Annotated in this window: 17 protein-coding genes; 11 read left to right on the plus strand and 6 right to left on the minus strand. The window is 65.1% G+C overall.

Annotated features, from left to right (window positions below):
* Nucleotides 1-280 precede the first annotated feature (280 nt).
* On the minus strand, nt 281-886 hold the full coding sequence (locus tag WG924_RS06575; protein WP_345932200.1) for a TetR/AcrR family transcriptional regulator: 606 nt from the start codon (nt 884-886) through the stop codon (nt 281-283).
* A gap of 98 nt (nt 887-984) precedes the next feature.
* On the opposite strand from WG924_RS06575, the gene WG924_RS06580 reads away from it, so the two are divergent.
* A complete protein-coding gene (locus WG924_RS06580) occupies nt 985-1,404 on the plus strand; it encodes a cupin domain-containing protein (RefSeq protein WP_345932201.1) in 420 nt (139 codons plus the stop codon).
* A 49-nt stretch (nt 1,405-1,453) separates the two neighbouring features.
* On the opposite strand, the gene map is transcribed toward WG924_RS06580, so the two are convergent.
* From map to WG924_RS06595, 3 genes are all read right to left on the minus strand, one after another.
* Nucleotides 1,454-2,212 (minus strand): type I methionyl aminopeptidase, encoded by a 759-nt coding sequence (map, locus tag WG924_RS06585; protein WP_345932202.1) that lies wholly within the window; start codon nt 2,210-2,212, stop codon nt 1,454-1,456.
* Between the two features lies 1 nt (nt 2,213).
* On the minus strand, nt 2,214-2,420 hold the full coding sequence (locus WG924_RS06590) for a ParD-like family protein (RefSeq protein ID WP_345932203.1): 207 nt from the start codon (nt 2,418-2,420) through the stop codon (nt 2,214-2,216).
* Nucleotides 2,421-2,520: 100 nt separating this feature from the next.
* Nucleotides 2,521-3,339: a GntR family transcriptional regulator gene (locus WG924_RS06595; protein ID WP_345932204.1), complete on the minus strand. Its 819-nt coding sequence runs from the start codon at nt 3,337-3,339 to the stop codon at nt 2,521-2,523.
* Between the two features lie 437 nt (nt 3,340-3,776).
* Between WG924_RS06595 and WG924_RS06600 the strand changes: the two genes are divergently transcribed.
* From WG924_RS06600 to WG924_RS06615, 4 genes are all read left to right on the plus strand, one after another.
* Nucleotides 3,777-4,073: a CopG family ribbon-helix-helix protein gene (locus WG924_RS06600; RefSeq protein ID WP_345932205.1), complete on the plus strand. Its 297-nt coding sequence runs from the start codon at nt 3,777-3,779 to the stop codon at nt 4,071-4,073.
* Nucleotides 4,061-4,351, plus strand: a complete 291-nt coding sequence (locus WG924_RS06605; protein WP_345932206.1) for a type II toxin-antitoxin system RelE/ParE family toxin — start codon at nt 4,061-4,063, stop codon at nt 4,349-4,351. Before WG924_RS06600 ends, WG924_RS06605 begins: the two co-directional genes overlap by 13 nt.
* Nucleotides 4,348-4,503 (plus strand): type II toxin-antitoxin system RelB family antitoxin, encoded by a 156-nt coding sequence (relB, locus tag WG924_RS06610; protein WP_345932207.1) that lies wholly within the window; start codon nt 4,348-4,350, stop codon nt 4,501-4,503. The genes WG924_RS06605 and relB overlap by 4 nt, the downstream gene beginning before the upstream one ends.
* A 225-nt stretch (nt 4,504-4,728) precedes the next feature.
* Nucleotides 4,729-5,961 carry a DUF6035 family protein gene (locus WG924_RS06615; protein ID WP_345932208.1) on the plus strand — a complete coding sequence of 411 codons (1,233 nt, stop codon included), beginning with the start codon at nt 4,729-4,731 and terminating at the stop codon, nt 5,959-5,961.
* A 362-nt stretch (nt 5,962-6,323) separates the two neighbouring features.
* Here the strand turns inward: WG924_RS06615 and WG924_RS06620 are convergent, their stop codons facing one another.
* Nucleotides 6,324-6,977 (minus strand): hydrolase, encoded by a 654-nt coding sequence (locus WG924_RS06620; protein ID WP_345932209.1) that lies wholly within the window; start codon nt 6,975-6,977, stop codon nt 6,324-6,326.
* A gap of 157 nt (nt 6,978-7,134) precedes the next feature.
* Here WG924_RS06620 and WG924_RS06625 point away from each other — a divergent pair, with 157 nt between their 5' ends.
* The 5 genes from WG924_RS06625 to WG924_RS06645 all read left to right on the plus strand — a co-directional run bounded on the left by WG924_RS06625 (nt 7,135) and on the right by WG924_RS06645 (nt 12,552).
* Nucleotides 7,135-8,034: a LysR family transcriptional regulator gene (locus WG924_RS06625; RefSeq protein WP_345932210.1), complete on the plus strand. Its 900-nt coding sequence runs from the start codon at nt 7,135-7,137 to the stop codon at nt 8,032-8,034.
* 94 nt (nt 8,035-8,128) lie between these two features.
* Entirely contained in the window at nt 8,129-9,043 is a 915-nt protein-coding gene (locus WG924_RS06630; RefSeq protein ID WP_345932211.1) for a GntR family transcriptional regulator, read from the plus strand.
* A gap of 60 nt (nt 9,044-9,103) precedes the next feature.
* Complete coding sequence (locus WG924_RS06635; RefSeq protein ID WP_345932212.1) at nt 9,104-10,291, plus strand: acyl-CoA dehydrogenase; 1,188 nt, start codon at nt 9,104-9,106, stop codon at nt 10,289-10,291.
* A gap of 58 nt (nt 10,292-10,349) precedes the next feature.
* Nucleotides 10,350-11,588, plus strand: a complete 1,239-nt coding sequence (locus WG924_RS06640; RefSeq protein WP_345932213.1) for a CaiB/BaiF CoA transferase family protein — start codon at nt 10,350-10,352, stop codon at nt 11,586-11,588.
* A 112-nt stretch (nt 11,589-11,700) separates the two neighbouring features.
* The gene (locus WG924_RS06645) at nt 11,701-12,552 is read left to right on the plus strand and encodes a GNAT family N-acetyltransferase (protein ID WP_345932214.1); all 852 of its coding nucleotides are present in this window, start codon (nt 11,701-11,703) and stop codon (nt 12,550-12,552) included.
* Between the two features lie 12 nt (nt 12,553-12,564).
* Here the strand turns inward: WG924_RS06645 and WG924_RS06650 are convergent, their stop codons facing one another.
* Nucleotides 12,565-13,470, minus strand: coding sequence for a LysR family transcriptional regulator (locus WG924_RS06650; protein ID WP_345932215.1), 906 nt, complete (start codon nt 13,468-13,470; stop codon nt 12,565-12,567).
* Between the two features lie 107 nt (nt 13,471-13,577).
* Between WG924_RS06650 and WG924_RS06655 the strand changes: the two genes are divergently transcribed.
* Nucleotides 13,578-14,039, plus strand: coding sequence for a (2Fe-2S)-binding protein (locus tag WG924_RS06655; RefSeq protein WP_188580158.1), 462 nt, complete (start codon nt 13,578-13,580; stop codon nt 14,037-14,039).
* The last annotated feature ends 2 nt before the right edge of the window (nt 14,040-14,041 follow it).

Here is a 14,041-nt window from a genome sequence, read left to right on the forward strand (position 1 = left end):
CCGTGCCGAAGGATGTCGCATGGGGCCGCCAGGCCACGTCCGCCATGCCGACACCCCCGGCGCGGCGTCAGACATACCCGTCTGTGAACAAGGCACTGCCGGCAGGATTCCAGACCGACACTGTCGTCAGCTTCGCCTTCTCGGATCAGGACGGCGTGTTGCACGCGCCGTGGCGGAAACCGGCAGCCCGGTGTCGATCCTGTTCGGCCGGACCCGCTGATCGCGCCGGCATCCGATCCGACAAGACCACCCCGCGCCGCACCTCGTGCGGCCTCTCACCTCATCCGGTCAATATTCCCCGCACCAGTCGGCACGCCTGATCGGATGCCACGGGCGCTGGCAGCACGTCCTGATGCGCCAGGGCCTGCAACAGCAGCCGGGTCGTGCGGCCGGCGATGGCGGCACGATCGGGCGGCAGGCCATGGGCGGTCGCCAGCGCCTGCAACCGCGCATCCAGCGCGATGCCGGTTGCACCGGCGCGGGTCGCCGTCTCGGGGCGTGCCGCCTCGGCGGTCAGCATCCGGTGCAGGGCAGGGGGCAACCGGCCGGGGCTGATCAGGCGGCGGGCCAGATGCTCGATCAGCCGATCGGGCTCCGCCGCCCCGTTGCCCGACAGCACGCCATCCACATCCGCCAGAAGGCGATCGCATTCCCGGTCGATCACGGCGGCGATCAGCGCCGCGCGGTCGGGGAAATACTGATACAGCGTGCCGATGCTCACCCCGGCGCGCGCGGCGATCAGCGTGGTGGTGGCCTCCGATGCCGGCCGACCCTTGGCGGCCAGCCGGTCCAGAATCTGAAAGGTCGCCGTCACCAGAATGTCGACCGTGGCGCGGGCCCTGGCCTGTCGTGGCTGTCTGCGGCGGGTTCGGGGCGATGTCGGCATCGGTGGGCGGCCCTGTTCGAAACGCGAATAGCCCAGTCTGGCCCCGGCATGGCAGGCTTGTCACCGGTCTTCACCACAGATCCGGGAGCCCCCAAGCCATGCCGGCCATCTCGCTTGCCGCCGCCCGCGCCGCGCTCGATGCGTCATCCTGTGATCCAACACCGCCGGATGGCCAGCAGCGCCCCCATATTCTGGGTCATCTGGGGATGGGGGGCGCGCCGCAGCGCCACATGCTGGGCGTGATCCGCATTCCCGCCGGCGCCACCACCGGCTTTGTCGAACGTCATGACGGCGGCGACGAATTGCTGCTCATCCTGGCCGGGCGGCTTGTCTTCACCGTGCACGCACCTGATGGCGGCGCCGAAACCGTGGCGCTCGGCGCCGGCGATCTGCTGCTGATCCCGCGCGGCCATGCCCATGGCGCCGATATTCTTGAAGATGTCGAGATCCTGTTCCTCACCCCCGAACACGGCAACACCGCCTGGAGCGACGACCCGGCGCATCCGCCACGGCATTGACCGGGTGGCGTTGACCGGGCGCCATTGATCGGGTGGGCGGCGCGCATCGTCAGGTGCCGTCTTGGCGCAAGGTCAGCACCTCGACGCCGTCGCGGGTCACGGCGACCGTGTGCTCGAACTGTGCCGACAATTTCCGGTCGCGGGTGACCACCGTCCAGCCATCGGCTTCGGTCGCAACCCGGCGGCTGCCCTGGTTGACCATCGGCTCGATGGTGAAGACCATGCCTTCCACCAAAGCCAGCCCGGTGCCCGGCCGGCCGACATTCAGCACCTGGGGTTCCTCGTGCATCTCGCGGCCGATGCCGTGCCCGCAATAGTCCTGCACCACCGAATAGCCGTTCCGTCTGGCGTGGCGTTCGATCGCATGGCCGATATCGCCCAGATGCGCGCCGGGGCGCACCTGTTCGATGCCCTTCCACATCGCCTCCCGGGCCACCCGCACCAGCCGGCGGGCGGCCGGCGGCGCCGCGCCGACCACATAGGTCTTGCTCGAATCGGCGATGAAGCCGTTCTTTTCCAGCGTGATGTCCAGATTGATGATGTCACCGTCGCGGATGATCTGTCCGGCATCGGGCACGCCGTGGCAGACGACATGGTTGATCGAACAGTTCAGGACATATTTGAAGCCGTATTGGCCCTTGCTCGCCGGCCGCGCGTCCAGATCCACCGTGATGAACCGTTCGACCAGATCATTGATCTGCATCGTCGAGCGTCCGGCAAGATCCTGCCGGTCCAGCATCTCGAACACCGAGGCCAGCAGCTTGCCGGAGATCCGCATCAGCGCCAGCTCGCAGGCGGTCTTGACCATCTCAGGCAACCGCCTGATCGGCCGCCGTGACCTCTGCCGATTTAAGCTGCATCGTCACGATGTCGTTGAACGACAATGTCGGGTTCGCCTCGGCAAGCATGCCGATCTTCATCCAGAACTCGGCCTGGGCGTTGATCGACCGGCACATCACAGTGCTGGCCCGTCTTGCCTCTTCATGAAGCTCGTCGCCGATTTTCACCAGGCCCATCATATCCTCGCCATGGGGTTCGAGAATACGGATCGTATATGGTTCGTATATTCTCCGTCAATGCGGTACCGCTGGGCGTGCGGGCCAACGGCAGGCGGCGTCAGCGCTCACCGTCGCGTTTGATGCGCATGGTATAGGTGAAGCGGTCGGCCGGATGGTCGTTGATCGATGCGGTCAGGGTGCTGCCGTGCCGGTCCAGATAGCGCCGCACCACCCGCAGCACATGGGCGCCGGGGGGCTGGTCGCCGAACACCTGGCGGCTGGCATCGGGCATCGGCAGGGCGGTGATGGTCTGCAGCGTTTCCATCACCGTCACCTGGGCGCGTTGTTCGATCAGCGCATAGAACGGGCCGTGGCAGCTTGGGAAGTCATCGCGCAGCCAGCCGAACCGTTCGTGGACATAGACCACCGTATGGCTGATCGGCACGCCGTCATCGCGTGTGCCGCGGATGCCGTGAAGGGCCAGCCACGACGATCCGGGCTCGGCGCCGATCAGCCGGGCGGTGGGTTCGTCGACCGCGGTCATGACCATGGCGGTGATGGCGAAATCGGTGTCGAGCGCATACTGGAACAGTTCCGACAGCGACCGCATCGACTGGGTGAACAGCGATCCGCCCTCGGCCGACAGCACCTGGGTGCCCGATCCCTGGCGCCGCTCGACATAGCCCTGATCCACCAGCCGGCGCAGGGCCTCGCGCACGGTATGGCGGCTGACGGCGAATTCCGCGCACAGCTCGGCCTCTGTCGGCACCATGCTGCCCACCGGATAGCGGCCGCTGGATATCCGCGCGCGCAGATCCTGAAACACCTGAAGATAGCGCGGAATCTCGGGCATTCTAGGTGCTGGGGATATGTCGGGCGATGGGGCCGGGCGGGCTGCCGCGATCCGGCTCAGATCCTGTGCCTCATCCTCGGCCATGCGCGGTCCAGCTCCCCTAAACGTCCGGCTGGCGGCCCCCTGACATCACGCTCCAGACGCTGGAGGAATACAACAGTTCGCCGCTCGGGAACAGGCACGATCCGCGCGCGCCACGCCGCCGTCGAGGCCCATGCATTCACCGCTCTGCGGCCGGTTAGGGCCGCATGCCTTGCCGATGGCTGTCGCCGGTCGGGGCGGGCTGATCCTGCCCATGGCGCCGCCGGTGGCATTTCCTTATGAGTCCAGTGTGCCGGCCGGACAGGCCCCTGTCACCACGTTCGCAAAGGTCGCCGGCCTGCCGGCGGTGTCGGTGCCGATCACTGCGGTCATGGCCGGGGAGCTTCCCCTTGGCATTGTGTTCCGGGTCCACATGGACGCGGGCCGGGGAAGGGGCTACAATAATGAAAGGTCATACCTTTCGCTACGGAGGCACTGATATGGCGACCGCCACATCCGTCAAGCTCGATGCCGAGTTGAAAGGGCGTGTGCAGCATCTGGCTCAGGCCCGCCGGCGCAGCGCGCACTGGATCATGCGCGAGGCGATCGCGCAATATGTCGAGCGCGAGGAACGGCGCGAGGCGCTGCGCCGCGACACGCTCGCCGCGTGGGATGAGTATCAGACCACCGGCCTGCACGCCACCGCCGCCGACGTCGAAACCTGGCTTGAAAGCTGGGGCACCGATGACGAGAAGCCCGCGCCGCCGCTCACGTCCACGGCCGAATGCGACCGGTAGTCTTCGCCCCGGCAGCACTCCGGGATCTTGAGCGCCTGAGCGCCTTCCTGCGCACAAAGAACCCCGCCGCCGCGAACCGTGCCGGTGCCGCGATCATCAAGGGCGTGCGCGCGCTCGGCACATGGCCGAAGATGGGCCGCGTGGTCGACGACCTGCCCGATATCTATCGTGACTGGCTGATCGATTTCGGCGACACTGGCTATGTCGCCCGCTATCGCATCACCGACGACCGGGTGATCATCCTGGCCGTCCGCCACCAGAAAGAAGCCGGATGGTGACCGACCAGCCCAGCCACGACGCCTGGTTCCGCGCCCGCGTCCAGGAAGCCCTGGCCGATCCCCGTCCGTCTATCCCCCATGACGAGGTCGAGGCGCACATGGCCCGCCGCCGCCAGACGTTGCGCCAGCGGCTGAACGAGCGCTCGTCATGATCCGGCCGGCCGGCCCGATCGCCGCCCTCCACGTCTGCCCCGCGCCAGTGCTCATACACCACCACGCGGGACGTGATCCTCTTAGCAAGTGCTCGCAACTATCATATCATGCGATCTGGTGATCTTACAGTCGGGGCACTATTTGTAGATGACGGAAGGGCTTCAGACCAGCCAATCCGCACTGAAGCATATCTATATTCGTTGTCAGAGACCGAATGGACTGACTTGCGCGCCAAGGCTACGCGTTCGCGCAAAGCCGGCGAGCCGCTTCTGCGGTGTGGTGATTGTCGAAGCCCTGTCTATGCGCGAGAGTCCACTAAAGGACGCCGCCATTGCTATCATTTTGGCACTGAAGTCAAAGACTGTCTATGGTCATCTGCTAATGCGCGTAATGCCCGGTCGATAGATGCTAGAAAGTTCCACGGTCATCAGGAAAGCGAGCGACATAAAGCACTCAAGGCGATGATCTGTGAGAATCTGGCGTTCGATCACCAAGCCAAGGAAGCCGCCATCGCGCAAGAGCGTTATACAAAGGGGGTGGACGGCACGAGCTATGCTTTTCCCGACGTCTTCGCGGCATCCTGGTATGGCGGACCTGCTGCCTTTGAGATTCAGCTTGCGACGACGCAGCTTCCGAATATCGTCCGCCGAGAGGATTTTTATGCAGACAACGGCATCCGGCTTGTTTGGATCGTCGACAGATCCAACTGGCAGCCTGAGCGACGAACCTTTAAGGACATCTACCTGCGCAATGACGGCCAGATTCTCGGACTGGACGGCGAAATCCTGGCGGCCGCGCGGAAGGCCGGCGCGCCCCGTTTTCAGCTCAATCGGCTTCTGCCGGGGCCGATATCCGAGCGGCTTGCTCCAAAGTGGAAAACGAAGATTGTTGCCCCAGATGAACTGAATTGGGGTGCGGCGGGCTGCCGCCCTCGGTCGGCGAATTTCAGCTACGACGTCTATCTGGATCAACTTGTCGAAACGGATGGGGCGCTGGCCGACGTCCGCCAACGTTTCTATGCCGTGTTGGCCGTTTCCGACCATGGCAAGGCTGCGCAAATCTGGAACGGCGTTGCAGAAATGGTCGGCGGCGTTCGATGGGAGGCGCTAGGGTCACCTTATGATACAGTGGGCGCCTTTGGAGTGTTGGCAACGATCCGCAGAAATGAGATCACTGTTAGAACGAGAATTGGCCTTTCCAATCTGCCTCATCTCATCAATACGATGCTGCTCGAACCGATGGGTCGTCGGTGTTGGACGCATGCCTTCAAGCTGCTTGCGGGTGTGATCAAGCCGGAACTGCTGAGGGTGGAGTCCATCGCTCAAAAATGCAGACGCAATGACAGTGAATATCAGGTAGGGCAGCCTCCGGATTTGGGTGCGGGCCAGGTGTTCAATGTCTTCTTCCCAGAAGGCGCTTTCAGGCGGTTGCAGAGGCAATCGGCCGATGAAATCTAAGAGTGCCGATGGACGTGATGTTAATTGACCTAATCCATCAGCCTTCCTCTTGCGGAGATTTTGAAAGATTATCCTTTATCCGCTTGTTTTCTTCCCGCCATCGATCTTCTTCTTCGATGGCCAGTTTCGCGTGCAGCGTCTTGACATCAAGAAGCCGCTTGTAGTTTTGCGTGAACGCCCTATGCCTAACACTCAACTAAAGCGGAAATCCTTGCCTAGCCCCGGTGGCCTGTGGTCACAAGGAATGCCGTAACTCGGCTCTTCAGGTTCTATTACCCCTGTCGAGCGAGACCGGCGAGGCCCGAAACGCACGCCGCACCCTTGGCCCGCGCATCGCCTGAACCTCGCCGCCCTGTCTCAGATCATCCGGCGGTGGCGGGTACCGGCGTGTTCAGCAGTTGCTGTTCCCACAGGAAGGCGATGCCGCTGCCGGCGGCATGGTGCTTCATGATATCGGTCAGCTCTGCGGCGTGTTCGGTGCGGGCCCAGTCGCGCTGCCATTCCGATGCCAGGGCCAGCCAGGTCATCATGTTCGCGCCGGCCGCGATCATGCGCTGGATGGCGACCTCGTGCGACTCGACCGAGGTGCCGCCCGAGGCATCGGTGATCACCGTCACGTCCCAGCCGTCGCCCAGCGCGTGGATCACCGGCATCGCCACGCAGACTTCGGTCCACAGGCCGGCGATGATCAACTGCTTGCGGCCGGTCGCCTTGACCACATCGACAACCGCCTGATCCTCCCAGGTGTTGATGAACGTGCGGTCGATCACCGCCTGGTCCGGGAACACATCGGTGATCTGCGAGAAGATCAGGCCGCCGCGCTCGGCAAGCACGCTGGTCAGGATGGTGGGGACACCGAACGCCTTGGCGGCTTTCGCCAGAGCGGTCGAATTGTTCACCACGGCCTGCGGGTCATGGCTGTTCAGGTTGGCGAGCTGGAATGGTTGATGGTCGATCAGGACGAGCACCGAATCTTCGGGACGAAGAAGCGATGCGAGGCCGTTACGAAAAGTCATCACGACATCCTTTGTTGCCGGTGTGAGCGGCACTGGTTTTTCCGGGGAGAGACATGCGCCGTCAGCGGCGTTGTCTGGACGGGATATTGCTGGCCCCGAGAGCGATGCGATAGTCTGCTTCCATGAGGAACTGTGTCGCGAAATGGGGAACGCCGCCTTGGATATCGACGCACTGCAAACATTCGTCGAAGTCGCCGATGCCGGCGGCATCTCCCCCGCGGCGGTCCGGCTCGGCGTCTCCAAGTCGATCGTCAGTCGCCGGCTTTTCCGGCTTGAAGCGGAACTTGGCGTGCAGCTTCTTGCGCGGACCACCCGGGGTGCGGCGCTGACGGAAGCCGGCGTCACCTTCCGCGACCATGCCGCCCGGGTCTGCGCCGAGATCGACATGGCCAGGGAATCGATCCTGCCCACCGGCGACCTTCGCGGCCGCCTGCGGGTTGCGGCGCCGCTGTCCTTCGGCCCCGTGCATGTCGCACCCGTGCTCGCCGACCTGGCCCGCCGCCACCCCCGGCTCCAGATCCAGGCCTGCTATACCGATCGCTTCGTCGACCTGATCGCCGAGGGTTATGATTGTGCGATCCGGGTTGGCTATCTGCCGGATTCCAATCTGATCGCAAAGCGGGTCGGCCCGATCTATGGCAAGCTCGTCGCCAGCCCCGCCTATATCGCGGCCCATGGCTCGCCCGAGACGCCGGAGGACATCCCCGCCCATGAGGCGCTGATGCAGAGCACCGAATCCTGGCAGTTCATGGATGGCGGCAAGACCATCACGGTTCGCCCGCAAGGGCGATTCAAGGCCGATAACGGCCTGGCGCTGGTCGCCGCGGCAACGGCAGGGCTGGGCGTCGCCTATCTGCCCGACTGCCTCACCCATGACCATGTCGCATCCGGCGCGCTGGTGCCGATCATGACCGGCTATCCGCCACCCCCGGCGGGTGCCTATGTCGTCCGCCCCCCGGGGCAGCACCTCGCCCGCAAGATACGGGTTCTCACCGACCTCCTGATCGGGTTTTTCGGCCAGTCCCCGTATTTTGCCGCGCCGCCGGCCTCTGCCTGACTGACGCACGGGGTTATGGCGTGGGCGGTCGCGTCAAAAGCCCTAATGACATATTCATATAGCAATAGCTCATAACCTGCGCTATCCTCCACCCATGAACGAGATCGGGGACAGGGTGCCGCCGGGCACCGACGGCGAGGGGGGCGGGCGTGACGCGGGTCGCGGCCAGCGCGTCGCCACGCGCCCGGACGGGAACCGGCATCCGGCCGACGGTGCCGGCCATGACGGCACGCTTGGTCGCGAGGGGCCGACGCCGCTGTATCACCGGCTCTATGTCATCTTCCGCGAGAAAATTCTGGGCGGCGAACTGCGTGATGGCGATATCCTGCCCAGCGAACACGATATCGCCCGCGATTACGGCGTGTCGCGGATCACCGCCAAGCGGGCGCTGGATGACCTGGCCGGGGAAGGGCTGGTCAACCGGCAGCGCGGGCGGGGCACCATGGTGACCCATCACTATCGCCCGGCGCCGATCCGCGCGCCGCTGGACGGGTTGATCGCCACCATTCAGAACATCGGCGCCCGGTCGGGCATGCGGCTGGTGTCGCTGGCCCGGGTGCCGGCCTCGCCGGCGATCGCCGACGAACTGACGCTTGCGCCCGGCACCGAGCTTGTGGCGGCGGAGCGGGTGCGCGCCGCTGATGGTAAGCCCTTCGCGCTGCTCTCCACCCACACGCTGCCGGCGGCCGCCGCCGGCTTCACGGCCGCCAGCCTTGCCCATCGCCCGCGCATGGGGATGTTCGAGGACGCGGGTTTCAGGGTCGAGGCGGCGCGCCAGAAGCTGTCGGCACAACTGGCAGACGATCGGTTGGCACAACTTCTGGACGTAGCACCGGGAGCGGCGCTGCTGCGCCTGACCCGGACCCTGTATGACCCGGCCATGCGCCCCTTCGACCATCTGGTGTCGCTGTATGTGCCCGAGCGTTTCGAATACCGGATGGACCTGACGCGCGGCGACGAGGCGGATGGCGGCTGGAAGCCTGCGCGCCTGACCATCGGTGATCCCTGACCGACATCTACCACCCACTATCCACCATCCCTTTGAATTCCTGCTGAAAGAACCCCGACCATGGCACGTGAAACCCGTCCTTCCTTCCAGTGGGAAGATCCGCTGAACCTTGCGGGTGAGCTTTCCGAAGAGGAGCGGATGATCCGCGACACCGCGCATGATTATGCGCAGGAAAATCTTCAGACCCGGGTGCTGGAAGCCAACCGGCATGAAGTCTTCCATCGCGAGATCATGACCGAGATGGGCGCGCTTGGCCTGCTGGGCTGCACGCTGCCCGAGGAGTATGGCTGCGCGGGCCTGTCCTATGTCGCCTATGGTCTGGTGGCGCGCGAGGTGGAGCGGGTCGACAGCGGCTATCGTTCGGCGATGAGCGTGCAGTCGTCGCTGGTCATGCACCCGATCCATGCCTTCGGCAACGAGGAAACCCGGCGCAAATATCTGCCGCGTCTGGCCACGGGCGAGCTGGTCGGCTGTTTCGGCCTGACCGAGCCCGATGCCGGCTCCGATCCGGCCTCGATGCGCACCCGTGCCCGCAAGGTCGATGGCGGATACGAGATTTCCGGCACCAAGACCTGGATCACCAATTCGCCGATCGCCGATGTCTTCGTGGTCTGGGCCAAGGACGATCATGGCTCGATCCGTGGTTTCGTGCTGGAAAAGGGCATGAAGGGGCTGACCGCGCCCAAGATCGAGGGCAAGTTCTCGCTGCGTGCCTCCATCACCGGCCAGATCGCCATGGATCAGGTCTTCGTGCCGGAAGAAAACGCCTTCCCTGAGGTGCGCGGCCTGACCGGCCCGTTCTCATGCCTGAACAATGCCCGCTTCGGCATTGCCTGGGGCGCCATGGGGGCGGCGGAATTCTGCTGGCATGCCGCGCGTCAATACACCATGGACCGGATCATGTTCGGCCGGCCGCTGGCCGCCACCCAGTTGATCCAGAAGAAGCTGGCCGATATGCAGACCGAAATCACCCTGGGTCTGGTGGCGGCGCTTCAGCTTGGCCGGCTGAAGGATCGCGGCTCCGCGGCGCCTGAGGTGATCAGCCTGATGAAGCGCAACAATTGCGGCAAGGCATTGGAAATCGCCCGCAGCGCCCGCGACATGCATGGCGGCAACGGCATTTCCGACGAGTATCACGTCATCCGCCATATGTGCAATCTTGAGGCGGTGAATACTTACGAGGGCACCCACGACGTCCATGCGCTGATCCTGGGCCGCGCTCAGACCGGTATCGCCGCTTTCGGCTGAGGGCGCGTCACCTCAAGCCCTCGCGCGCTTTTCCACATCTGTGACGGATACCTGATCGATGGCCGCCCCCGACCGCAACGGTGCTCTCTCCCATATCCGCGTGCTCGATCTCAGCCGCGTCCTCGCCGGCCCCTGGGCCAGCCAGATCCTTGGCGATCTGGGGGCCGAGGTGTTGAAGATCGAGCGGCCCGGTGCCGGCGACGACACCCGCGGCTGGGGGCCGCCCTATGCATCCTCGGTGGATGGATCGGCGCGTGAGGCAGCCTATTTCCTCACCACCAACCGCAACAAGCAGTCGGTCGCGATCGACATGGGTACGGCCGAGGGCGCGGCCTTGATCCGCCGGCTGGCGGCGGAATGCGACGTGGTGATCGAGAATTTCAAGGTCGGCGGCCTGAAGAAATACGGTCTCGACTGGGCCAGTCTTCAGGCGGTCAATCCCCGTCTGATCTATTGCTCGATCACCGGCTTCGGCCAGACCGGGCCTTATGCGCCGCGTGCCGGTTACGACTTCATGATCCAGGCCATGGGCGGGTTGATGTCGGTGACCGGCGAGCCCGACACGGTGCCGGGTGGCGGGCCGGTGAAGGTGGGGGTGGCTCTGGTCGATGTGATGACCGGGCTTTACGCCACCATCGGCGTGCTGGCGGCATTGGCGCATCGCGACCAGGGCGGGGCGGGTCAACATATCGATCTGGCATTACTGGACGTGTCTGTGGCCACTTTGGCCAATCAGGCGATGAATTTTCTGGTCGCGGGCACGGCACCCGGCCGGATGGGTAATGCCCATCCCAATATCGTGCCCTATCAGGCCTTCGCAACACTCGATGGTCATCTGGTGCTGGCGATCGGCAATGACGACCAGTTCCGGCGCTTCGCCATCGAGGCCGGCCATGCCGAATGGGGCGAGGATCCGCGCTTTGCCACCAATGCAAGCCGTGTGGCCAACCGCGCGGCGCTGGTGCCGCTTGTCGCCGCTGCCGTCGCCGGCCGCGCCACCGATGCCTGGATCGCGGCGCTGGAGCCGCGCGGCGTGCCCTGCGGGCCGATCAACACTCTCGATCGCGTGTTTGCCGACGCACAGGTGCAGGCGCGCGGCCTGCGCCGGGATATGCCGCATCAAACGCTGGGGCGTGTGCCCACCGTGGCCAGCCCGCTGAACCTGTCGGCGACGCCGGTGGTTTATGATCGCGCCGCCCCGGTGCTGGGCGCCGACACCGCCGATGTGCTGGGCCGGATTCTGGGGCTGGATGCGGCCACGCTCGCCGGGTTGAAGGCCAAAGCGGTCATCGGGTGATGGCCGGTATGACCGGCCGCGATGTACCGACCCGCCTGGCGGGGGCGACAGGGGGGCCTGACCGGTATAGGCTGGGTGACATGACACTCAGCCTGCCGGAAGGATCATTGCCATGACCGCGCCCAAGCTTGCGATCCGCCCGATGACCGCCGGTGAGGTGCCGCTGGCTCTTGACTGGGCGGCGGCCGAGGGCTGGAATCCCGGCCTGTCCGATGCGATACCCTTCATTGCCGCCGATCCCGGCGGCTTCCTGATCGGCCTGATCGACGATCGGCCGGTCGCGGTGATCTCGGCGATCCGCTATGGCGCCGGCTTCGGTTTCATCGGCTTCTATATCGTGCGACCCGACCTGCGCGGGCATGGCCATGGCTGGGCGATCTGGCAGCAGGCGATGGCGCGCCTGCAGGGTCGGCTGATCGGGTTGGATGGCGTGATCGCGCAGCAGGACAGCTATCGCCGCTCGGGTTTCATCCTGGCGCATCGCAATATCCGCCACGAAGGCCCGGGCATCGTCGACACATCCGGCGATGCCGGGCTGATGCCGTTGGCCGACATGCCATTCGATGTGGTCGAGCGCTATGATCGCGGCCATTTCGCGGCACCGCGACCGGGCTTTCTGGCGCCCTGGATCGCGCAGCCGGGCAGTGTGGCGCTGGGCGCGGTGGAAGACGGCCGTCTGCAGGGCTATGGCGTGCTGCGCCCCTGCCGCACCGGCTATAAGATCGGCCCGCTGTTTGCCGACACCGGCGCGATTGCCGACCGCTTGTTCACGGCGCTGCGCGGCCGGGTGCCGGCAGACGCGGCGGTGTTCCTCGACACGCCGGCGTGCAACCCCGGCGCCATGGCGCTGGCCGCAGGCCATGGTCTGACGCCGATGTTCGAAACCGCGCGCATGTATACCGGCGCCGCGCCCGATATCGGCATCGACCGCACCTATGGCATCACCAGTTTCGAGCTGGGTTGAGCGGCGCGCGCGTCACGTGGCGGCGGGGAAGCTGGTCTCGCGCATCATGTCGATGAACGCCCTGAGCCCCGCCGGCATATGGCGCCGGCCCGGATAATACAGGCACAGGCCGGCGAAAGGCTGGCACCACTCTTCCAGCAGCGGCACCAGACGGCCGGCGGCGATGTCGGCCGCGACCAGGGCCTCCATGGTCAAGGCTACGCCGACGCCGGCCAGGGCCGCGTCGAGGATCAGCATCGGGTTGTCGACGATCACTTTCCCGGGCGCGTCGATCTGGATATCCTGGCCGTGGCGGCTGAATTCCCAACGATAGACGCGGCCGCTGCCCAGCCGGTAATTGATGCAGTCGTGACGAGCAAGATCCTGTGGGGTCTTGGGCGTGCCATGTTGTTTCAGGTAATCGGGGCTGGCGACGGCGATCAGGCGCAGGTCCGGGCCGAACGGCACCGCGATCATGTCCTGCGGCACCGATTCCAGAAGCCTGACGCCGGCATCGAAGCCTTCGGCGACGATGTCGACCAGCCGGTCTTCCGTCACCACCTCGACCCGCATATCCGGAAACCGTGCCAGAAACCGGGCCAGCATCGGCTGCATCAGAACACGCGCGCTGCTCGCCGAGGCATTGATGCGCAATGTGCCCGATGGCGTGCTGCGAAAATCATCCACCTCGTCGAGCGCCGTCATGATGTCGCGCATCGCCGGCGTCAGCCGGCGGAACAGGGTCTCGCCGGCGGCGGTGGGCGATACGCTGCGCGTGGTGCGGTTGAACAGCCGGACGCCAAGCCGCTCTTCCAGGCTGCGCACGGCATGGCTCAGCGCCGAGGGCGACATCCCCAGTTCCAGCGCCGCCTTGCGGAAATTGCGATGGCTGGCCACCGCCATGAACACCGTCAGATCTGTGATGCTTGCACGTTTCATTGATGAATAATCCTCAATATCCCGTGCAACATTATGCTGATTGTTGCACGACATCCAGCGGTTTAGCCTGACATTGTTTCCACAAGCCAGCCGCGGGAGGGCAAGCCATGGCACAGGTGATCACGGTGAACGGCGAGGCCCGGCAGGTCGATGTCGATGACGACACGCCCTTGCTGTGGGTGCTGCGCGACACCCTGCGACTGACCGGCACCAAATTCGGCTGTGGCAAGGCGCAATGCGGCGCCTGCACCGTTTATATGGATGGCCAGCCGCTGCGATCATGCAGCCTGCCGGTGGGGGCGGTCGGCACCTCTGAAATCACCACCATCGAGGCGGTCGACGGGCCGGAAGCGGCGGCGGTGCAGGCGGCCTGGGTCGCCCATGACGTGCCGCAATGCGGCTATTGCCAGTCGGGGCAGGTGATGAGCGCGGTGGCGCTGCTGCGCGAGGTTCCCAACCCCACCGATGACGACATCGATCTGGCGATGAGCGGCAATCTCTGCCGTTGCGCCACATATCTGCGCATTCGGGCCGCGATCAAGGACGCGGCCCGGTCATTGGAGGCCTGAGC

Origin of the sequence: Tistrella arctica (genome assembly GCF_039630945.1) — a bacterium.
GTDB classification, from domain to species: Bacteria; Pseudomonadota; Alphaproteobacteria; order Tistrellales; family Tistrellaceae; genus Tistrella; species Tistrella bauzanensis.